The sequence below is a fragment of the Pedococcus sp. 5OH_020 genome (genome assembly GCF_027812955.1).
GTDB lineage: Bacteria > Actinomycetota > Actinomycetes > Actinomycetales > Dermatophilaceae > Pedococcus.
In genome coordinates, this window is the sequence record NZ_JAPYZV010000007.1 from 121,996 (window position 1) to 141,516 (window position 19,521).

The window sequence follows — 19,521 nt, forward strand, 5'->3', positions numbered from 1 at the left end:
AGGGGGTGGGGGCTGCCGACGGTTTGACAACTGGTCCCGCAGGTACCCCGGCCCAAGTCGTGGCAAACGTGATGTTCAACCTCGGACAAGGGCGTGCGGAGGATCAGGCGCACGGCTGCCCCTCCTGCGCCGCGGCGCTAGGTTGGCACGTGTATGCCGCGCTGGGTGACTCGATCTCCATCGACGACTACGCCGGCGGTCCGGGCCGGGGAGGGGCCAGTCTGCTGGCTTCGAACCGTGATGGGGACTTTCCGGAGTGGTCCGGCAGAGACCTGCGTAGCACCTGGCCCGGGATGCCGCTGCACCTGCTTGCCACGGATGGCGCCACGTCCTGGACCGTGCTGCGTGATCAGATCCCGCGCCTTGAGTCCCTCCGGCGTGCCCCTTCTCTCGTTACCCTCACGGCAGGTGGCAACGACGTGCTGGCGTGCTTCGGCGACACCCGAGCCGCCCTCGATGCGGTGCGGACCGTGACGGCCCGGCTTGCCACGGTTCTGGTGGCGCTGGCCTCCATCGCCGCTGACGCGGTAGTGGTCGTGGGAACCGTCTACGACCCGAGCGATGGCACCGCAGACGCCGCACGCCTCGGCCTTCCGGCATGGCCGGACGCGGTGAAGGTGATCGCCGAGCTCAACGCGGAGCTGTGTCACCTCGCCGGTTCCCATGGCGCACGCATTGCCCACGTACACCGCCGGTTCCTGGGCCACGGCCTCTCAGCGGGGGACCCTGCGCGTCCCGACGCCCGACCTCGGAGCCGGGACCTGTGGTACTGCAACGTGATCGAGCCGAACGCCTGGGGAGCCAGCGCCGTGCGCGCCGCGTTCTGGGAGGCGCTCCACCCTGGCGCTTGAGAACCTGTCAGCTTGGCTGCCAAAGCTCGATCCGGTTGCCCTCGGGGTCGGTGACCCAGCCGAAACGACCGACGCCCTCCAGGTCCTCAGTCGCCTCGGCCACGTCCGCACCCTTGAGACGCAGCTGCGCCAGCATGGCATCCAGGTCGCGGACCCGGAAGTTGAGCATGGTCTGCTGGGCGCGTGAGCCGAAGTAGTCCGTCTCGGAGTCGAAGGTCGCAAAGACCGTCACCCCGGCTTCCTGGCGCCATACGCCCTGGTCGTCTGCGGTGAGACCGAGGCATTCGCGGTACCAGGCACCCAGTGCCACCGGATCGGCAGCGCGCAGGAAGTATCCGCCGAGTCCGAGCACATGTTCCATGCCACCATCCTGCCGGGCGTGGGCGTCAGAGGCGGCATTTCCGCGGGCCGAGACCATGCCGTTGGCGGCGCGGTAGCGTCAGCCGGGTGGCCGCGCTGGTTCCACCGCTGCTCCTCGGGGGTGGTCCGGCCGTCTCGGCAAGAGAACCTATGCGCCCAGGGCCAAGGTGGCGTGCTCGTAGCGGCGGAGCTCTTCCCCGCCTGCGGCGTCGGGGTGGGACTCGAGTCGTTGACTGGTCGTGAACAGCCGGAACAACAGCGCGCGGGCTGCCGCAGCGATGCTCACGCCGAGTCGGTCGAGCATCGAGGCGTCCGCAGCGTGCCAGCAGAGGGCATCCGCGACGACCACGCCCTCCGCATAGGCGACGGGTCGCCAGTAGGGAGAGACATCGATGATGGCCGGGGGCAGCCCAGGGTGGACCAGGACGTTGTGGGTCAGGTCTCCGTGCACGATCTGCGGCTCGCCCAACGGCCGCAACAGGGTCTCCAGCCGTCGCGCGATGCTCGCGATCTCTGGTGACAGCCTGAGCTCGCGCTCGCCCCACGCGGCTTGGTCGGCCACCGCCCACCAGTCGGTACGGGCTCGTAACAGCTCGGGACGCGGCAGGTGGGCGATGGCCTGATGAAAGGCCCGCCCGGCCGCGATGACCGTCCCCCAGGCCGCAGCGTCGGACAGGTCCGGTGCGCGGCCCTCGACCCACCTGGTTGCGGTCCACCCATCGACGCTCCAGGCGTTCGCGCCCGCGGCCACCGGCACGGCGAGGCGGAACCCGGACTGGGTGATGGAGGGAGCCACGGCCGCGAGCCACTCGTGAAGAGGGCCACCCCCCGGTTTGAGAACGAGATCGCCGGCGACCCACGAGGTGCCCTGGCCGCCTGCGAGGAGGCGCGGTGCGTCGTCGACGCCGAAGGCCAGCAGCACGGAGGTCGGCACAGCGGAAGGCGGCACCGTGGAAGGGGTCACGTGACCACTGTGCCGTAGAGCCGGGGACGGCACCTGAGCGCCGCTCGTGTGGCGCATGCGTCGGATGGAGGCGGCCTGGCATCCGCTCACCTGCTTGCGGCTAATGCGCGGTGGAGTCCTTCTTACGCGGTCTCCGTAGTGGCGGCATGCCAGGGATGTCGAACGCGGGACGGTGCTCGTGGCCCATGTGTGCGTGCAGGTCGCCCTGCTTCACCGGCCGCGCAGGTTTCGGCAGCTGCGTCAGGTGCACCCACAACGCGACTGAGGGGATGTTGCAGTCGTCCACCACGCTGAGCATGTACCACCCCGGTGGAGCGAGGTGGGGGTTGTCGGTGACCTCCACGGTGATGGTGCAGGCGTCTCGGCAGACGATCGGCAGGTCGACCAGTCGCTGGCTGGTGTCGTTGGAGTGAGTGGTGGCCATCGGGCGCATGAGCTGCGCCCAGCGCAGGGTCATCGCCGAGGGCGTGCTGACCTCCACGAGGCTGCCGTAGAGCCATTCGGTCGGCGCGGCCTCGAGGAGCGGCCGTGGACCTCGGAAAAGGTATGGCGGGTGGTACAGCTCGAGGCGAAGCTCGTCATCCCCGCGGTCGGGGTTGGAGCCCGCCGTGATCACGCGCCCGTCAGGCAGGAGCAGGGCGGTGGAGTGGTACAGCCGGGACACCGTCGCCTCCGCCACCGACCGTATGGAGTTCGTGGCCGGGTCGTAGATCTCGGCCAGGTGCACCGCGTCGGCACGGGTCTCGCCGTGCAGGCCTCCACCGGTGATGAGCACGGTGCGGTCGGGCAGGATGACGGAGTTGCACAGGCCGCGGCCTTCGGCGAGGTCTGGCCCGGAGGTGAAGGCCGCGCCGGCCCCTCCCGAGGACAGGTCGACCAGGTCGGTATGCCGGGTGGCGGCCGGACTCCCCCCACCGCCGACGACCAGGACGCGCTGGTCCTGTGCTGGAGGCAGGAGGACGCTGTTGCCCTGGTCGCGGATGCCCTTGTCCCGTAGGCCGGCCACCGTCTGTTCGGCGCCGGTGAACGGGTCGATGACACGCCCGTCCAGGGTCGCGTTGCCGAGCTGGCCCCCGGTGTAGAAGAGCGAGCCGTCCTTCAACAGGAGCAGATGCGGATAGAGAGGCAGGTCGGTGGTCTTGGGCAGAGGGCTCCAGCCGATCGCGGGGTCGAAGACCTCGTTCGCAGCCGCGATGCCGGAGGAGACCACGGCCCGACCGTCCCCGAGGGTCACCAGGGTGGGGTACCACCGCTGGGCGTCCATGTCGTCCACGCGGATCCACTGGCGCAGCTCGGGAACGAACAGGTAGCTGGCGCGGGACCCGACGAAGTTGTCGTACTTGTCGGTGCCACCCGCGACCAGGACCTTGCCATCGGCCAGCACCGTCTGGGAGGCACAGAACACGTCGAAGGGGCACCCGGGGTCGTAGAAGGTGCCCTCCTGGTAGTCCCACACGACGCTCTTGACCAGGTGCGCGTTGAAGTTCGGGACGTTGTTCCCCGAGCCGGCGAAGAACAACACCTGTCCCGTATGCATCAGCACCGCATGAACGGCGAGCACGTGGGAGTCCACAGGGAGCAGCTCCCAGTAACCGGTCTCGGCGACTTCGCACACGTCGACCGGCAGCGCCCCAGCCATCCCCGGCATCGTCGCCATCCCGCCCATCAGGGTCGTCCCGCCCATCAGCGTCGTCCCGCCGGTCGCGGCCATCCCAGGCATCGCCGGCATCGCCGGCATCGCCGGCATCCTCGGCGTTCCCCTCTGTGCCGAGGCAGCCCCCTGGCCAGGGCTGTGGGTGGGCATGCTCATCGCGGAGTCGACCGCGTCCGCAGGGACCGCAGGGGTGACCGGGTGATGGCTTGACCGCGCGGCTTTCGAGGGTTCGCCGTGGTGGCCGTGCGTCGCGCCGTCCTCGTGCTCGTGGTGTCCGGAGAGGTGCTCGCAGACCTCACATTCCTCCTCGGCGTCGTGGCCGCAGCACCTGGTGACGCCGTGGTCGTGGCCGCAGCAGCGACCCTGCCCGGAGGACGGCCGGTGGTAGTGGTCATGAGCACAGCGCTTCGGGTCGCAGTCGTGGTGGTGATGGCCCTCGCGCTCGGCGTCCATCTCGTGGTGGGCGGCGTGGTGGCCCTCGTGCTGGTCCTCGCCGTGGTGGTCCCCCGGTTCCTGCACGCCGCAGCAAGGGTTGTGCGGCTTGGTGTGCGTGTGCGGATGGTCGTGCTCGCCGGTAGCGCACTCGCCACAGCGAGTCAGGTCGACCCAGCTCACGTCGTTACGGCCGTCGTCCAAGGGGAGTCCGAGGTCCGAGCGCCAAGCCGTCGCCGGGTCCACCCACACCCAGTCGCGCGCCCGCACCAGCCCCGCCAGGCCGGCCATCATGTGCTCCTCGAGGTGGCAGTGGAACAGGAAGTCACCCTTGACGCGGACCCGGCACGCGTCCGGCGGCGGGTCGCACTGCAGGTCCTCGAGGTCACACGGGAGACGCAACGCGTTCGGCACGACGGTCTCCGCCGTGAAGCCCTCGGCCGGGCTGAGCGCGTGGACGTCGGCCGCGCCACCGGGCGGTGTGGGTAGCTGCCAGCGGGCGGAGTGGGGGTGGAAGTTGTGCCATACGCCGGACAGGTCGAGGTTCAGGACGTGCCAGCGCAGCAGCGACCCCGTGTCCGCTTCGATGGTCGGAGTGTTGCCGACGAAGGCCCGGCCGTTGAGGCAGTAGGTGAGAGTGCCGCCTCCGGGCGCCAGGACGATGTGGTCGAAGTTCTGCGCCAGGGTCCAGACGACCTTGTTGCCGGGGCGCACGGAGACCGACTGTGGGCTGAAGCTGTTGTCACGGATGTCGACGGCGCGGTCCCCGGCCGGAGCGGCCACGTCGACGACGACGGTCCCCGACATCGTGGGTCCATGGATCTTGCAGTGGTAGGCGACCACCCCTGCGGTGCTGAAGGTGTGCTCAAAGGTCTCCGGCGGGCTTGCCTTGTGAAGGACCGGGCTCTCGAAGGCGTCCGCCGTGGACGGTGCCTGCATGGCGTGCGCGAACATCGGGACCTCAGAGGCGCACGGCCAGCTCGGGTCGCGCACGATGAGGGCGCCGAACAGGCCTCGGTTCACGTTCCTCTGCACTTGGTGCGCGTGGTCGTGGAAGGCCCAAGGCCCGATCGTCTGCGGTGTGATGTCGAAGGTGTACGTCCAGCTCTCCCCCGGGCGGATCTCGTCGCTGCGGGCGCCGTGCCTCGTGCTGAGGCCGAACGGCCAGGCCCCGTCTGAGTCGATGCCGTACTCCACCCCATGGACGTGCAGGCTGTGGCAGTCGTGCGGGTCACCGTTCAACACATGGATGTGAAGGCGCTCCCCGGGTGAGGCGTAGAGGACCGCGCCGGGGACACGCCTGTACCAGGGCGGCTCGTTCACGTCCGCGTCGACGAGCTTGGCGGTGTTGGGAAGGGTGTAGTGGTCGTCGAAGTACTCCCGATACACCAGCGCGTCCACGGTGGTCGCCGCAATCTCGGTGGGCTGCACCCGCCCGATCTCGTGCCCCATGCCATACATGGCGTCACGGCCGTACCAGCGGCTGCCGGCAATCGGCGCCAGCGGGCTGTATCCGCCGAGAGGCTCGATCTTGAGGAAGACATCACGCCGACGCAGCTGTCCGGACATCGCAGGCTCCCGACCTCGGTGCTCAGGGGCCGCTCGCAGATGCTGCGGTTGAGCGTCCTTCACGCTATTCGGCGCGTGTTGGTCCGGTAATCCACCGTTTGCACGAGGACCCGAGGCGGTGGGCCGGGACTCCTCCCTGCTGGTTCGGTGCTTCGGCTTCCTAGGAGCCCTCGGCGACCCTGGCCGGGGCTGAGCGGCTGTGGTGGAACATCTTCTGGGCGACCTCGAAGCGGTGCTCCGTGTCATGGGCGCTGACAGCGGCTGCGCCCAGGGCACAGAGCATCAGAGCCGCCGTGGCGCCGGCGAGTATGCGGCGTGGCCGCGGAGCAGGGGCGAGCAGCGCGCGGGTGCGCGTCACGACTGCAGACTCGACGGAAGGCAGGGCCGCGCGGAGAGCCTCGGGCCGGCTTCGTGGTGACTGGTGCTTGGCGAGGCTCGCCCGAGCCAGGGTCCGCGCCACCAAGGGGCGGTCGCCAGTCTGAGCCGCAGCGTCCTCGTCGGCCCAACGCTCGGTGCCGACGCGTACCGCAGTGGCCACGGGCCGAAGGATCGGGTTGGCTGCCGCTGCAAGCTCGGCGAGCTGGATGTAGACGTGGTGGTGGTGTCGCAGGTGAGCCTGCTCGTGCGCCAGCAGAACGCGTCTTTCGTCGGCCGCGAGTGCGCGCAGCATCGCGGTCGACACCACCACGCGCCCGGCCAGGCCTGGGAGCGCGTAGGCGTCCGGGTGGCTGTCCTCGACCACTACCAGACCATGGGTGCCGGGACCCAGTCGCCGACACGCGGCCTCGGCCGCCACCAGGTCAGCCGCGCACCGCAACGCGCGGCGCACACCAGCGGCAAGCAGCGTCAGCATCGCAAGACCGCAGGCGAGGCCGACGAGGGCGGAGGTGGTCCCCCCGCCCGCAAATCGTTGTGCCGACCATCGGCCCAGCGACGCGACGAACGGTGCCTGGGCTGCCGCCACGAGCGCGACGATCCCCAGGACGAACCCCGTGGAGAGGGCCGCTGTCAGCGACGCCGCTGTGAGCATCCGGACGGCGGTCGCAGGAGGCAACACGCGCACGAGCCGGCTGGCCGCCAGCCCCAGTACGGCGCTGACGAGCACGGGCACCACCGTCACGACGCTCATTCGCCCTCGCCTGAGCCGCCGCGTCGGGACGACTGGCCGCGATCGAGCAGGGACAGCAGGACCTGCTCGTCCTCGGGGGACAGATCCGCCACGAACCTGGCCAGGACACTGGCGCGGTCCGGGCGCGACTCCAGCGCTCGGCGCATCCGGTGCGCGGCCAACGAGGACTCCAGCTCAGACGGGTCCCCGGCGAGCGCGTACACGTAGGCACGTCCCGAAAGCCGACGGCTCAGCACGCCCTTCGACTCCAGCCGAGCCAAGGTCGTCATCACGGTCGTGTACGCAAGCCCACCACCGAGCTGCGACAGCACGTCGTTCGCGGACACCGGGCCTGCTGCTGCCGCCACGGCGGCCAGCACTTCGCGCTCCAGCTCGCCGCGACCGCGGGCAGGTGTGACGGTCATGAACCCACCCTTCGCGGATATCTACTATCGTGATCGTAGTACGACCATCTCGGTCGCAGCCACCATGATGCCGCACCCGCAACACTCCACAGAACCCTCGCTCGAGAGAGACCCCGTGAACCAGCTCCGCCGCCTCGACGACAACGTGCTGCTGGCGGTCAACACGCTCGCCCGTCACACGCCCGGCCTGCATGGGCCGGTGCTGGCTTACGCCGAGTACGGCGTCGTCGTGTTCGCCGTTATACTGCTGGCCGCCCTGTTCAGCGCCCGGAGCCGCTCGTCGCGCGACCTCGCCGCAACCGGGTGGGCGGCCATGGCGCTGCTCGCCGCCTTGGCCCTGAACCAGCCGTTCGGGCACCTGTTCAACGAACGGCGGCCCTACGCCGCTCACCCCGGCATTCTCAGGTTGGCAGACGTCAGCTCCGACTTCTCCTTCCCTTCCGACCACGCCGTCATGGCGGGTGCGGTCGCCGTCGGCTTGCTCCTGGCGCACCGTCGCCTCGGCGCGCTGGCCGCGGTGGCGGCGCTGCTCATGGCGTTCGCCCGCGTGTACATCGCTGCGCACTATCCCTGGGACGTCCTCGGCGGTCTGCTGTTCGGTGCGCTGGTCGCGCTCCTGGGCTGGCTACTCCTCGAGCGCCCGCTGACCTGGGTGACGGAACGGCTGCGGGGGCTGCCAGTGCTGCGGTCTCTGTTCGCCCAGCGGGAAGGCGGTGCCACCGCCACGGGGCGGCACCACGCTCGCGCGGATGGGAGCCGTCGCGTGGGTGACCGCACCGCGTCATGAGCGGCATCGTCGACCACATCCTGAGTGCACCGGCGTGGCTGGTCCTGACCATTGTCGGGCTGGTGGTGTTCGCCGAGGACGCGCTGTTCATCGGGTTCGTCCTCCCGGGCGAGACCGCCGCCATCCTGGGCGGGGTGGCCGCCAACCGGGGACATGTCCCCCTTCCCGCCGTCATCGCTGTCGTCGTGGCAGCCGCCGTCGTGGGGGACAGCGTCGGCTATGAGGTCGGCAAGTACGTCGGCCCCAGGCTGCTGTCCTGGCACGTGCTGGACAAGCGGCGCAAGCGCCTTGACCAAGCCCGAGACTTCTTGGCTCGCCGCGGCGGCGTGGCCGTCCTGCTCGGGCGGTGGGTCGCGTTCTTCCGGGCGGTCATGCCCGCGCTGGCAGGTACGGCACGTATGCGGTATCTGAAGTTCCTCGCCTTCAACGCCACCGGCGGAGTCATGTGGGGTGCTGTGGTTGTCGTCGTCGGGTACGTCGCTGGCGCCTCCTACGCCCGGGTGGAGAGGGTGGTGGGACGCGATGGTGCCCTCGTCGTCCTGGCTGTCGCGCTCCTCGCTCTGCTCGTGTGGCGAGTCCGGGAGCATCGCAGGTCCCGAAGGGCCGCCCAGTAGGGCGACTGTTCCAGGCGCCTGGAGCTGCCGAAGTCCGGGACGAGCACCAGGTTCGGCCAGACCTCTCGCCAGTCGAGCGACCGCATTTTTCGAAGCCGCGCACGACCGGCGTGACGCCCCGCCCTGCGTTAGCGTTGCCGCGTGCAGACCCGACAGCTCGGCCGTATCGGTCACCAGAGTTCGGTGCTGATCTACGGGGCCGCGTCCCTCGCGCAGGTCGACCAGGACCGCGCGGACGCGTCGATCCAGGAGGCGTTGGACGCCGGCATCAACCATTTCGACGTGGCAGCCGACTATGGGGATGCCGAGCTTCGACTCGGTCCCTGGATGTCAGGGATCCGCTCGGACGTCTTCCTCGCGACGAAGACCGGTCGGCGGAACAAGGACGAGGCGTGGAGAGAGATCAACGCGTCCCTCGAGCGGCTCCAGACTGACCGGGTGGACCTGATCCAGCTGCACGCGGTGTGCGACCTCGAGACCCTCGACCAGATCACCGGGACAGGAGGGGCGCTCGAGGCTGCCGTAAGGGCCAAGGAGGAGGGGCTGGCGTCCTACGTCGGCATCACCGGGCACACTCACGAGGCGCCGCTGGTGCATACCGAGGCCTTGCGGCGGTTCGACTTCGACAGCGTCCTGACGCCGATGAACTACCGCCTCGCCAGCGACGACCGGTTCGCCGGGCATTTCCATGAGCTGCTGGATGAGGTCGCGAGGCGCAAGGCGGCGCTGATGGCGATCAAGGCGGTGGCTCGGAAGAACTGGCCGGAGGGCGAGCGGCACCACTACGACACGTGGTACCAGCCCTTCGACGAGCAGAAGCACGTGACGGCTGCCATTGCTTGGGTACTGCGGTCGTTTCCCCAGATCACCGGCATCGCGACCGCTGGGGAGACGCGCCTGCTTCGCCAGGCGATCCTCGCCGAGGCCCAGGGCACCGAGCTCAGCGCGCAGGACGCCGCCCTGGTCCTCGACGAGGTGGAGGACTACACCTCGCCCTTCATCGCGATGCCCTTCTGACCTTCGCTGCTCTGAGGCAGGCGTGCCTCGTCGTGCGGGACGACGACGGGGGCTGCGGGTGCGACGACCACTCCGCTGGAGGCGGCGAGCCGGCACCTGACTGCGGCGGTCCTGCGTCCTAGCCGAAGAACTCCGATACATCTCACACGGCGACACCCACGCGGAGCTTGACCGGCCCGCTCTCCACGCGGTGACAGGTCACCGTCCGGAGGTCCGGCACTGTCACCCACGTCCCACTGGTGCCGTGTCGGAGGTTGACCCCCACGACGATGCCGACCCCGGCGGCATGCGCGGCGAGGACTCCGGCCTGGCTGTCCTCGAAAACGACGCAGCGCGCGGTGTCCTGTCCGAGCCGGTCGGCGGCGGACTGGTAGCCCTCCGGCGACGGCTTGCCCTCGCGCAGGTCGTCGGCCGTGATGAGCACCTTCGGGCTCGGGAGCCCGGCAGCCCGCAGGCGAGCCGTCGCCAGCGCGCGGGTCGCCGAGGTCACCACGGCCCAAGGGATGCCGTCGAGCATGGTGAGGAGCTCGGAAGCTCCCGGCAGCGCGCGAACCGTGTCCGCGGCCGCCAGCTCCAGCTCGTTGATCCGTGCGAGGGCCGAGGAACGCTGTGCTGGCTCGATGAGCTCGGCGACGGTGTCAGCCGCCCGCCGCCCATGCACCCGGCCGGTGACGTCGTCGGGTTCGAGGCGGTGCTCTGTCGCCCATTGGGACCAGGCCGCCAACACGCTGGCATCGGAGTCGACGAGCACACCGTCACTGTCGAACAGCAGCGCATCGACCTGAGCCGTCGAGATGCTTCCCTGCTCGGGCATACCATCACCTTTCCCACCGTGCTGCATGACATCGCCTTTCTTCGGGAACCCGTGGGGATCCCGCTCTCGACATGGGGGTGAGACGACCGTGGATCCCGTTCCGCTGGACGAGGACGAGTTCGTCGGCGTGTTCCTGCGAGGGGAGCTCGAGTCATCGAGGTTCGGCGGCGCCGTTCGGGACGCGCTCAAGGCGCGGGGGCTGTCCGAGGCACTGGTCACCCAGGCCGACCTCCGCGACGTGCGACAGAACCGGTGGCGGCGGGAGCTGCTCGGAACCACGAGGGGATACACCGCGGGAACGGGACTCTTCGACGGCTTTCCGAGCGCCGTTGCGTGGAGCCGCGCCGTGCTGGCCCCGGCTGACCTCGCTGCGGTCAGGTACACCGACTACAGCTACTGGGTCGAGCTGTCGGCCGGTACCCGACTGCCGGTGAACGCGGCTGCCGCTGTCGACGCCGGAAGATCGGTGTTCGGGCAGAGCAACGAGCCGTTCCTCGCTGCGGCGTCTGCCGTAAGGAGCGGGTTGGTCCTGCCCGAGATCATCGTGGTCGGCCCGGACTCGCACGATCTCGTCGTCCTGGAGGGTCACCTCCGGCTGACGGCGTACGCTCTGTGCCGCTTCCCGACCGCGCTGACGGTGGTGATGGGGCTCAGTCCCGAGGTCCGTGGGTGGAGCCTGTTCGGGCACGGTGCAGCTGCTGGTCATGGGGAATCCTGACGCCGGCCTACAGCAGGGCTCTGATGCCTGTCGGAGACAGGACCAGCTCGACGCCGATCACCACTCCGCCGGCGATACCAGCGCGCGCCCCGAGCACGCTGTGCGCCAGGGTGAGGTTTCGGGTGGCCAGTGGAAGTGCCCGCTGGTAGACCACTCCCCGCACGCCCGCGAGTAGGTGGTCGCTGGCCGACGTGATCGCACCCCCGAGAACGACGCGCGAGGGGTTGTAGAAGTGGACCAGGGTCGCCACGACCTCGCCGAGCACGACTGCCGCCTCCCGCACGAGGCGGACCGTGTCCGCGTCCCCCTGCCTCAGCAGCTGCTCGACATGAGCGGTGGCAACGACCGGGTCGGCCTGGGGCAGCGAGAGCTGGCGGAGGATCGCGTCCGCCGAAGCCACGGCCTCGATGCAGCCGATGTTGCCGCACGCGCAGACGACCGGTTCAGCGCCGGGAACGCGGATGTGCCCGATGTCCCCGGCGGCGCCGTCAGCCCCCAGGTGCAGGTTCCCGTCGGCCGAGACGAGTCCACCACCGATCCCCGTGCCGACCTTGATGAACAGCAGCGGGCACTGCTCGGCAGGCAGCGCCCGTGCTTCGCCGACCGCCATGAGGTTGACGTCGTTCTGGACCACTGTGGTGCACCCGAAGCGCGCGCTCATCGTCTCAGCGACGGGGAACTCGTCCCATCCCGGCATGATCGGTGGGCGCACCGCCATACCGCGGCGCACGTCGACGGGCGCGGGCAGCCCTACGACGACCGCCCTCGCCTCATGAAGCGGGCGGTCGACCTTCGCCGCCATCCGCATGAGGACGTCGCCCAGCAGCGCGAGGGTGGGCACTGGGCCGCTCGTAGGGTCGATCTGGACCTGCTCGATCGAAAGGAGGCGCTGGCTGAGGTCGGCGACCGCCAGCCTGGCCCTGTGAATGCCCATGTCCACGACCATGACGAAGCCCGCGTGCGATGACAGGGCGAGGCTGTTCGCGGGCCGGCCCCGGTGCACGCCGCGGGCCTGCTCGGCCTCCTCCAGGACCACGGAGCTGTCGAGCAGCTGGTCCAGATGCGTCGTGACGGTGGACCGCGCCAGTCCGGTGGCGCGGACGAGGTCGGCACGGGTGGTTGCAGTGGCCGACGCGACCAGCCGGGTGATCGCACTCATCACCGCATCCCCGTCAACGCGAGGCGCCACTCGGGGAATGTCGAGCCGTAGCAGCTGCTGTGTCACTGGCCCGCCTCATTAGGACTCGAAAGAACATAATTCTGACCTCTTGAGTCACGGTATGTGCTGCGCCTATGGTCTGTCCACAGATCGCGAAAATCGATTTACGGTACACAGCACGGCCAGATCGGCAGACGGCCAGCGCATGCGCTGAGCCCGTGCAACGGACCTCGACGAGGAGGTGGATGGGTGGCACTGCGCACGGGTTCGTCTGTTGCCCTAAACCTCCTGCCGTGGGCCCTGCAGGCTGACGGCACATTCGCCTTCTCCCTGGCGGACCTCCCGGGAGCTCTCCGCCAGGCCCGCGCCGCCGGGTTCGAGGCCGTCATGGCGGACGTGCCCGAGCACCTGTCCTCGGCCGCCTACCTGCTCCTGCTGCACGACCATGGTGTGCGGCCCGCACCGGGCTACTTCTCGGTCGACTGTTCCCCCGATGCCTCCGTGGCGCCTCTGGTGGAGCGGGCCGCGCGTCACGCCGGCCAGCAGGCGGAGCTCGGGCTCTCCGAGAGCTTCGTGGCAGCCGCCATGTCGCCGGAGCGGCTACGCCGCCCCGCGGTGGGTGCCGCCTTCGACCTGGGACGGCTGGGTGCGGTGGTCGACCAGCTGGGGCGGGTCGCCGAGGTCATGGCCGGTGAGGGCGTGCGCGCATGCCTCCACCCGCACGTAGGGAGCTGGGTGGAGACCGAGCATGAGACGCGCGCCGTCCTCGACGGCATCGCGCCCGGGCTGCTTGCCTTCGGGCCCGACACCGGCCACCTGTTCTGGGCCGGCATGGACCCCGCGGCCATGGTCAGCGACTACGCCGAGCGGGTGGCCGCCGTACACCTCAAGGACGTGCACTCCGCTGCTGCCCGCCGCGCGCGCACGGCTGGTTCGGACTACGTGTCCGCAACCGTGCGCGACCGGCTGTGGACGGAACCTGGGCGCGGCGATGTCCCGATCGTGCGCTTCCTGGAGGCATTGCCGCCGGACTTCACAGGGTGGCACATCGTCGAGGTGGACGTTCCGGACGGTGGCACCCCACTGGAGAGCGCACGCCGCTCCGCCGCGTGGGTATGCGGTCAGGTGCTCGGGCAAGACCGCTTGGCGAGCCGCTCCCCCGGCCACACCTAGACCGAACCCCACCAGACCCGGATGTCTGGATCCGACGCAGACCGCCGTTCCACAGCCCAGCCCCAGGAGACCGAGCCGCTAGCTCGGGCTCTGCACACCAGACGAGGTGAACCAGTGACCGATACCCCGACAGCAGACACCAAGCGGCCCTTGGGCGTCGCCCTCATCGGCTACGCCTTCATGGGCGGGACCCACTCCCAAGCCTGGCGCACCGCACACCGCGTCTTCGACCTGCCCCTGGAACCGGAGATGCGCGTCATCTGCGGGCGGAGCCCGGAAGGGACCAGGGAGGCGGCCTCCCGCCTCGGCTGGCGGGAGTGGGCGACCGACTGGCGTGAGGTCATCGCTCGCGATGACGTGGACCTGGTCGACATCTGCACCCCGGGCGACTCCCACGCCGAGATTGCCCTGGCGGCCTTGGCCGCCGGCAAGCACGTGCTGTGCGAGAAGCCTCTGGCCAACACGCTGGACGAGGCCCGCGACATGGCCGCTGCCGCCGCGGAGGCCGCGACCCGCGGCGTCCTCGCCTCCGTGGGCTTCAACTACCGACGCGTGCCGGCACTGGCCTTGGCGCAGCGGCTTGTCGCGGACGGGACGCTGGGCGACGTCCGACACATCCGGGCGCAGTACCTGCAGGACTGGATCGTCGACCCCGACTTCCCGCTGGTCTGGCGTCTGCAGAAGGACAAGGCCGGCTCGGGTGCCCTCGGTGACCTGGGCGCGCACATCATCGACCTGGCCCAGTTCGTCTCCGGCCAGCGGCTGACCGGGGTCTCCGCGACGACGGAGACCTTCATCAAGGAGCGTCCGGTCGCCGCGCAGTCCTCGGGACTCGCTGCGTCCGGGGGAGAGGCGAGTGAGCGAGGCGAGGTGACGGTCGACGACGCCGCCGTCTTCTTCGGCCGGACGGACGGAGGGGCCCTCGCGACGTTCGAGGCGACGCGCTTCGCCACCGGCCGCAAGAACGCGATGCGGCTGGAGGTCAACGGGTCGGCAGGGAGCCTCTACTTCGACTTCGAGTCGATGAACGAGCTTCACGTCTACGACGGCACTGTCCCTGCCGCGCAGGCCGGCTTCCGCCGGATCTACGTCACGGAGCCCGACCATCCCTACCTCGACGGATGGTGGCCGCCGGGTCACGGCCTCGGCTACGAGCACACCTTCACGCACCAGGTGGCCGACCTCGTCCGGGACGTTGCGGCGCGCCGGCAGCCGACCCCCTCCTTCTCCGAAGGGCTGGCGGTCCAGCAGGTGCTCGACGCCGTCACCCGCTCGGCCGAGAAGTCCTCCTGCTGGACCGAGGTCGCGGGCTAGCCAGCGCCCGCGCCACCCGAACCCCCATCACAGCCACCTGGAGAAGCAATGCCTCGACCTGTCACTCTCTTCACCGGTCAGTTCGCGGACCTCCCCTTCGAGGACGTCTGCGCCATGGCCTCGGACTGGGGCTATGACGGCGTGGAGATCGCCTGCTGGGGCGACCACTTCGACGTCGACGCCGCCGTGACCGACCCCGCCTACGTCAAGGGGCGCAGGGAGATCCTCGACCGGCACGGCCTGGCCGTGTACGCGATCTCCTGCCACCTCACCGGTCAGGCGGTCTGCGACCACCCGATCGACGAGCGCCACGAAGCCATCCTCCCCAGCCGGATCTGGGGAGACGGAGAGGCTGAAGGCGTGCGGCGGCGGGCCGCTGACGAGATCAAGAACACCGCCCGCGCCGCGGCGGAGCTCGGGGTGGACACGGTCATCGGTTTCACCGGGTCCTCCATCTGGCATACCGTCGCGATGTTCCCGCCCGTGCCCCCGGCGATGATCGAGCGCGGCTACCAGGACTTCGCCGACCGCTGGAACCCCATCCTGGACGTCTTCGACGAGGTCGGCGTCCGTTTCGCCCATGAGGTGCACCCGAGCGAGATCGCGTACGACTACTGGACCACCGTGCGAGCGCTCGAAGCGGTCGCACACCGTCCCGCCTTCGGCCTGAACTTCGACCCCAGCCATTTCGTGTGGCAGGACCTGGATCCTGTCGGGTTCCTGTGGGACTTCCGTGACCGCATCTACCACGTGGACTGCAAGGAGTCGGTGCTCCGGCTGAACGGCCGCAACGGACGCCTCTCCTCGCACCTCCCGTGGGCCGACCCGCGTCGCGGCTGGGACTTCGTCTCCACCGGCCATGGTGACGTGCCGTGGGAACCGGTCTTCCGGATGCTCAACTCGATCGAGTACGCCGGCCCCATCAGCGTCGAGTGGGAGGACGCGGGGATGGACCGCTCGGTCGGTGCGCCCGACGCCCTGCAGTTCATCCGCAAGCTCGTCCGGATCGAGCCGCCTGCTGCCGCCTTCGACGCCGCCTTCTCCTCGAACGGCTAGCGGCGGAGCCGTGACCCACCCCCGTGCAGACGGGGCTGCAGGGCGGCAGCCAGCGCTGGCGCTCTGACCACCACCACCACCAGAACACCGGCCCGCGGAACCCAACGGCCGACAGAAACCCCAAAGGAGAGAAGAATGCGGACAACCTCGAAGCGGCGCCCCCGCCTCGTCCTGGCGGCCACCGCAGCTGCGGTGCTGCTTGCCAGCGCGTGCAGTGGCGGGTCGTCCGGTGACTCGGCGGCGTCGAAGGACACGGGCCCGGTCAAGCTGCGTTACTGGGATATGCAGTGGGGCTCGGACGCCTTCCAGAACCAGATCAAGGCAAACGTCGCTGAGTTCAACAAGACGCACCCCAACATCCAGGTGCAGTTCCAGCAGCTCAGCTGGGGCGACTACTCCCAGAAGCTCCTCTCTGCGGTCCAGGCCGGCAACCCGCCGGACATGAGCGGCGGCGACTCCGGCATCCCCTTCACGATGGCGGCGCAGGACCAGGCGCTTGATATCAGTGACCTTTTCAAGAAGTGGCAGTCCGACGGCACCTTCGCCGACATGCCCGAGTGGGCCTACAAGAAGTTCGAGTTCAACGGCAAGGACGTCGGCATCACCTGGCAGTTCGACCAGCGCGCCATCTACTACCGCAAGGACCTCTTCGCCAAGGCCGGCATCCCCCTGCCGAAGACGTGGGACGACCTGATGGCGGCCGCCAAGAAGCTGAACAACTCCAGCAAGGGGATGATCGGCATCGCGGTCCCTGGGAAGCAGGGCACCTACGACACCGACCAGTTCTACATGACACTGGTGTTCCAGGCGGGTGGCAGCTTGGCGGACGCCAACGGCAAGCCCGCGATCAACTCACCCCAGCAGCTCACCGCCCTCAAGTTCGAGAAGGATCTCGTGAGCTGCTGCGCGGCCAAGGGCACCGCGTCGTGGACCTTCACCGAGGTGCTCAAGCAGTTCGAGCAGGGCAAGGCGGCCATGGCGTTCGGCGCAGGGTTCTTCGCCAACGACATCACCAAGAACGCGAAGAAGCTTGCTCCCAACGTGGGCGTGCTGCCCGTCCTCGAAGGCCCGGGCGGACCGCAGGCGCGGCACTCCGTCTCCTTCGCGAACCCCTGGATGATCTACAAGCAGAGCAAGCACCCGGCGCAGGCGAAGGAGTTCCTGGCCTGGATGATGCAGAAGGAGAACCTGCGCAAGCTGTACGCCGCGGAGCCCGGAGGCAAGTGGCCGGTGTACAAGTCGCTGCTGAACGACCCGATCTACCAGAGCAACGACATGATCAAGGCCCTGGCTCGGCAGAGCGTGGAAACCGGCGTCGACTACTGGTACCCGAGCAACAAGGGCGGCGTGGGCATCGCCTCGTTGGGTACGGGGATGGCAGACACGGCGATCAACCCGGTGATCACCGGGCAGCGCACGCCTGAGGACGCTCTCAAGGACGCGGACAAGAAGCTCGCTCCGCTCTTCCAGACGAAGTGACACCCAGGTCGCGGCGGGTCGGCAGCCCAGAGCCGACCGGCCCGCCGCGGCGAGCACGAAACGAGGTCAGGATGCAGGACGTAGTCCGGGTGCGCAGGCACCCCACAGCCCGCCGGCAGGACACCGGCAAACCGAGCCACTGGCGCAAGAACGCAATGGCCTACAGCCTGATCCTGCCGTCGCTGGTCTTCCTCTTCGCCATCGTCTTCTACCCGTTGGCCACCGGCCTGGCCGAGGGGTTCCGGTACCACAGCCGAGTCCAGCCGTGGCTCACCCGGTTCAACGGACTGGACAACTACGTCCAGGCGCTGCACGACCATGATGTCTGGCTGGCCCTGCGTACATCGCTGATCATGACGGTCGGCATCGTCGGTCTGAGCTACCTCCTGGGCTTGGTGTCCGGCCTGCTGCTCAACCACAAGTTCCGGATGCGCGGCCTGTACCGCGCGTTGATCCTCGTTCCCTGGGTCGTCCCTCCGGTGGTGTCCTACATCAGCTGGCAGTGGATGCTCAACGACCAAAGCGGCCTCATCGACGTCCTCCTGGTGAAGCTTCACCTGGTCGACTCCCCGGTGCTGTTCCTCTCGAACCCCAGGCTCGCCATGGCCTCGATCATCGTCGTGGGTGTCTGGTCCCGGTTCCCGTTCATGATGATCACGGTCCTGGCCGCCCTCAGCAGCATCCCGGACGACCTCAACGAGTCGGCTGCGCTCGACGGGGCCAACCGGTGGCAGACCTTCCGCTACATCACCATGCCGCTCATCCTCCCCGTGACCGTCGTCGCGACGCTGCTCCAGGCGATCTGGACCTTCAACGACTTCGGCCTGCCGTTCGTGCTCACGGGGGGCGGCCCGGCCAACAGCACCACACCGCTGATCCTCCTGGCGTACAAGGAAGCCTTCCAGCGCTTCAACATCGGCTATGGGACGTCGCTGGCCATCATCTCGATGGTGCTGATGCTCCTCCTCGGAGCGATCTACCTCCGCCTGCAGAAGAAGCAAGGGGTCTACCAGTGAGCGACGACGTCATGACGCCGCAGGGCCATACCCTGCCTGAGGCGCCGATCGCCTCGCGACGGCTGGCGCGTGCCGGCAACCAGCTGCCGACGTCGGTGCGCGTCAAGCGCCTTGCCGAAGGAGCAGTGCGGCACCTCATCCTGCTGGTCATCGCCGTCTTCGCGATCGGTCCACTGCTCTGGGCCATCAGCAGTGCCTTCAAGTCCGACAGCGAGATCATGACCGGGCTGAACATCATCCCGGCGCACCCGACCCTCCAGCACTTCCGAGTCGTCCTCGAACAGTCGCAGTTCGTCACGTGGTTCAAGAACTCGCTCCTCGTCGCCGGCGGGACGACCCTGCTCGCCATCGCCATCGGGAGCCTCGGCGGCTACGCGATGTCGCGCTGGCGGTTCCGGGGCCATGCGCTCTACGGCAACTCACTATTGGTGGTCCAGATGTTCCCCGGCGTCATGCTGGCCATCCCGCTGTACCTGCTGCTGACGAAGTACCACCTCATCGACACTCTCTGGGCGCTGCTCGTCACCTACCTGACCTTCGCACTGGCCTTCTCGGTATGGATGCTCAAGGGCTACTTCGACGGCATACCGAAAGAGATGGAGGAGGCCGCGCTGATCGACGGCGCCGGCCGGCTGCGGATCCTGTGGAGCATCATCCTTCCGCTGGCCCGGCCCGGCATCGTCTCGGTGGCCGTCTTCGCCTTCCTCCTGGCGTGGAACGAGTTCTTCTTCGCCTACGTGTTCATCGCCTCCAACCACAACTTCACGCTGAGCCTCGGGATGTATAGCTTCATCGAGCAGTTCAGCACGCAGTGGGGCAACATCATGGCCGCCGGGACGCTGGCTACCCTGCCGGTCCTCGTCTTCTTCTTCCTCCTTCAGCGCGCCCTGACCCGCGGCATGATGGCCGGCGCCACGAAGGGCTGACCGCGTCTGTGCGACCTCACACCGTCGGCCGCAAACGCATCTCCCAGAGCCCATCCCCCTGAACTCATCTCGCCGAACCCGTTAC

At 68.9% G+C, this 19,521-nt stretch carries 18 protein-coding genes; 11 read left to right on the forward strand and 7 right to left on the reverse strand.

Features of this window, described 5'->3' with window-relative positions:
* Window positions 1–149: 149 nt before the first annotated feature.
* Complete coding sequence (locus PHA84_RS14245) at window positions 150–851, forward strand: GDSL-type esterase/lipase family protein (RefSeq protein ID WP_270888786.1); 702 nt, start codon at window positions 150–152, stop codon at window positions 849–851.
* 7 nt (window positions 852–858) lie between these two features.
* Here PHA84_RS14245 and PHA84_RS14250 read toward each other — a convergent pair whose 3' ends face one another.
* The 5 genes from PHA84_RS14250 to PHA84_RS14270 form a co-directional block, all read right to left on the reverse strand.
* Window positions 859–1,212 carry a VOC family protein gene (locus PHA84_RS14250; RefSeq protein ID WP_270888787.1) on the reverse strand — a complete coding sequence of 118 codons (354 nt, stop codon included), beginning with the start codon at window positions 1,210–1,212 and terminating at the stop codon, window positions 859–861.
* Between the two features lie 147 nt (window positions 1,213–1,359).
* Entirely contained in the window at window positions 1,360–2,175 is an 816-nt protein-coding gene (locus PHA84_RS14255) for a phosphotransferase (RefSeq protein ID WP_270888788.1), read from the reverse strand.
* 100 nt (window positions 2,176–2,275) lie between these two features.
* On the reverse strand, window positions 2,276–5,830 hold the full coding sequence (locus PHA84_RS14260; RefSeq protein ID WP_270888789.1) for a galactose oxidase-like domain-containing protein: 3,555 nt from the start codon (window positions 5,828–5,830) through the stop codon (window positions 2,276–2,278).
* 160 nt (window positions 5,831–5,990) lie between these two features.
* On the reverse strand, window positions 5,991–6,959 hold the full coding sequence (locus tag PHA84_RS14265) for a M56 family metallopeptidase (protein ID WP_270888790.1): 969 nt from the start codon (window positions 6,957–6,959) through the stop codon (window positions 5,991–5,993).
* Complete coding sequence (locus PHA84_RS14270; RefSeq protein ID WP_270888791.1) at window positions 6,956–7,363, reverse strand: BlaI/MecI/CopY family transcriptional regulator; 408 nt, start codon at window positions 7,361–7,363, stop codon at window positions 6,956–6,958. Before PHA84_RS14270 ends, PHA84_RS14265 begins: the two co-directional genes overlap by 4 nt.
* Before the next feature lie 115 nt (window positions 7,364–7,478).
* Between PHA84_RS14270 and PHA84_RS14275 the strand changes: the two genes are divergently transcribed.
* The 3 genes from PHA84_RS14275 to PHA84_RS14285 all read left to right on the forward strand — a co-directional run bounded on the left by PHA84_RS14275 (window position 7,479) and on the right by PHA84_RS14285 (window position 9,781).
* On the forward strand, window positions 7,479–8,150 hold the full coding sequence (locus PHA84_RS14275) for a phosphatase PAP2 family protein (protein ID WP_270888792.1): 672 nt from the start codon (window positions 7,479–7,481) through the stop codon (window positions 8,148–8,150).
* Complete coding sequence (locus PHA84_RS14280) at window positions 8,147–8,764, forward strand: DedA family protein (protein WP_270888793.1); 618 nt, start codon at window positions 8,147–8,149, stop codon at window positions 8,762–8,764. The genes PHA84_RS14275 and PHA84_RS14280 overlap by 4 nt, the downstream gene beginning before the upstream one ends.
* Before the next feature lie 141 nt (window positions 8,765–8,905).
* Entirely contained in the window at window positions 8,906–9,781 is an 876-nt protein-coding gene (locus PHA84_RS14285; protein ID WP_270888794.1) for an aldo/keto reductase, read from the forward strand.
* A 142-nt stretch (window positions 9,782–9,923) separates the two neighbouring features.
* Here PHA84_RS14285 and PHA84_RS14290 read toward each other — a convergent pair whose 3' ends face one another.
* Window positions 9,924–10,595: an HAD-IA family hydrolase gene (locus tag PHA84_RS14290; protein ID WP_270888795.1), complete on the reverse strand. Its 672-nt coding sequence runs from the start codon at window positions 10,593–10,595 to the stop codon at window positions 9,924–9,926.
* Window positions 10,596–10,683: 88 nt separating this feature from the next.
* Here PHA84_RS14290 and PHA84_RS14295 point away from each other — a divergent pair, with 88 nt between their 5' ends.
* Window positions 10,684–11,313, forward strand: a complete 630-nt coding sequence (locus PHA84_RS14295; RefSeq protein ID WP_270888796.1) for a hypothetical protein — start codon at window positions 10,684–10,686, stop codon at window positions 11,311–11,313.
* A gap of 7 nt (window positions 11,314–11,320) precedes the next feature.
* Here PHA84_RS14295 and PHA84_RS14300 read toward each other — a convergent pair whose 3' ends face one another.
* Window positions 11,321–12,472 carry an ROK family protein gene (locus PHA84_RS14300; RefSeq protein WP_270888797.1) on the reverse strand — a complete coding sequence of 384 codons (1,152 nt, stop codon included), beginning with the start codon at window positions 12,470–12,472 and terminating at the stop codon, window positions 11,321–11,323.
* Between the two features lie 249 nt (window positions 12,473–12,721).
* Here PHA84_RS14300 and PHA84_RS14305 point away from each other — a divergent pair, with 249 nt between their 5' ends.
* The 6 genes from PHA84_RS14305 (at window position 12,722) to PHA84_RS14330 (ending at window position 19,436) form a co-directional block, all read left to right on the forward strand.
* Complete coding sequence (locus PHA84_RS14305) at window positions 12,722–13,645, forward strand: sugar phosphate isomerase/epimerase family protein (protein ID WP_270888798.1); 924 nt, start codon at window positions 12,722–12,724, stop codon at window positions 13,643–13,645.
* Window positions 13,646–13,759: 114 nt separating this feature from the next.
* Entirely contained in the window at window positions 13,760–14,959 is a 1,200-nt protein-coding gene (locus tag PHA84_RS14310) for a Gfo/Idh/MocA family protein (protein WP_270888799.1), read from the forward strand.
* A 48-nt stretch (window positions 14,960–15,007) separates the two neighbouring features.
* Window positions 15,008–16,015, forward strand: a complete 1,008-nt coding sequence (locus PHA84_RS14315) for a sugar phosphate isomerase/epimerase family protein (protein WP_270888800.1) — start codon at window positions 15,008–15,010, stop codon at window positions 16,013–16,015.
* A 135-nt stretch (window positions 16,016–16,150) separates the two neighbouring features.
* Window positions 16,151–17,494: an ABC transporter substrate-binding protein gene (locus PHA84_RS14320; RefSeq protein ID WP_270888801.1), complete on the forward strand. Its 1,344-nt coding sequence runs from the start codon at window positions 16,151–16,153 to the stop codon at window positions 17,492–17,494.
* A gap of 71 nt (window positions 17,495–17,565) precedes the next feature.
* Window positions 17,566–18,510, forward strand: coding sequence for a carbohydrate ABC transporter permease (locus PHA84_RS14325; RefSeq protein WP_270888802.1), 945 nt, complete (start codon window positions 17,566–17,568; stop codon window positions 18,508–18,510).
* Window positions 18,507–19,436: a carbohydrate ABC transporter permease gene (locus tag PHA84_RS14330; protein ID WP_270888803.1), complete on the forward strand. Its 930-nt coding sequence runs from the start codon at window positions 18,507–18,509 to the stop codon at window positions 19,434–19,436. The genes PHA84_RS14325 and PHA84_RS14330 overlap by 4 nt, the downstream gene beginning before the upstream one ends.
* The last annotated feature ends 85 nt before the right edge of the window (window positions 19,437–19,521 follow it).

What these genes read in the sequence shown, in the direction of transcription:
- PHA84_RS14250 (WP_270888787.1), bottom strand. Translation starts at nt 1,212, where the DNA reads ATGGAACATGTGCTCGGACTCGGCGGATACTTCCTGCGCGCTGCCGAT.
- PHA84_RS14260 (WP_270888789.1), bottom strand. Translation starts at nt 5,830, where the DNA reads ATGTCCGGACAGCTGCGTCGGCGTGATGTCTTCCTCAAGATCGAGCCT.
- PHA84_RS14265 (WP_270888790.1), bottom strand. Translation starts at nt 6,959, where the DNA reads ATGAGCGTCGTGACGGTGGTGCCCGTGCTCGTCAGCGCCGTACTGGGG.
- PHA84_RS14270 (WP_270888791.1), bottom strand. Translation starts at nt 7,363, where the DNA reads ATGACCGTCACACCTGCCCGCGGTCGCGGCGAGCTGGAGCGCGAAGTG.
- PHA84_RS14280 (WP_270888793.1), top strand. Translation starts at nt 8,147, where the DNA reads ATGAGCGGCATCGTCGACCACATCCTGAGTGCACCGGCGTGGCTGGTC.
- PHA84_RS14290 (WP_270888795.1), bottom strand. Translation starts at nt 10,595, where the DNA reads ATGCCCGAGCAGGGAAGCATCTCGACGGCTCAGGTCGATGCGCTGCTG.
- PHA84_RS14300 (WP_270888797.1), bottom strand. Translation starts at nt 12,472, where the DNA reads ATGAGTGCGATCACCCGGCTGGTCGCGTCGGCCACTGCAACCACCCGT.
- PHA84_RS14315 (WP_270888800.1), top strand. Translation starts at nt 15,008, where the DNA reads ATGCCTCGACCTGTCACTCTCTTCACCGGTCAGTTCGCGGACCTCCCC.
- PHA84_RS14320 (WP_270888801.1), top strand. Translation starts at nt 16,151, where the DNA reads ATGCGGACAACCTCGAAGCGGCGCCCCCGCCTCGTCCTGGCGGCCACC.
- PHA84_RS14325 (WP_270888802.1), top strand. Translation starts at nt 17,566, where the DNA reads ATGCAGGACGTAGTCCGGGTGCGCAGGCACCCCACAGCCCGCCGGCAG.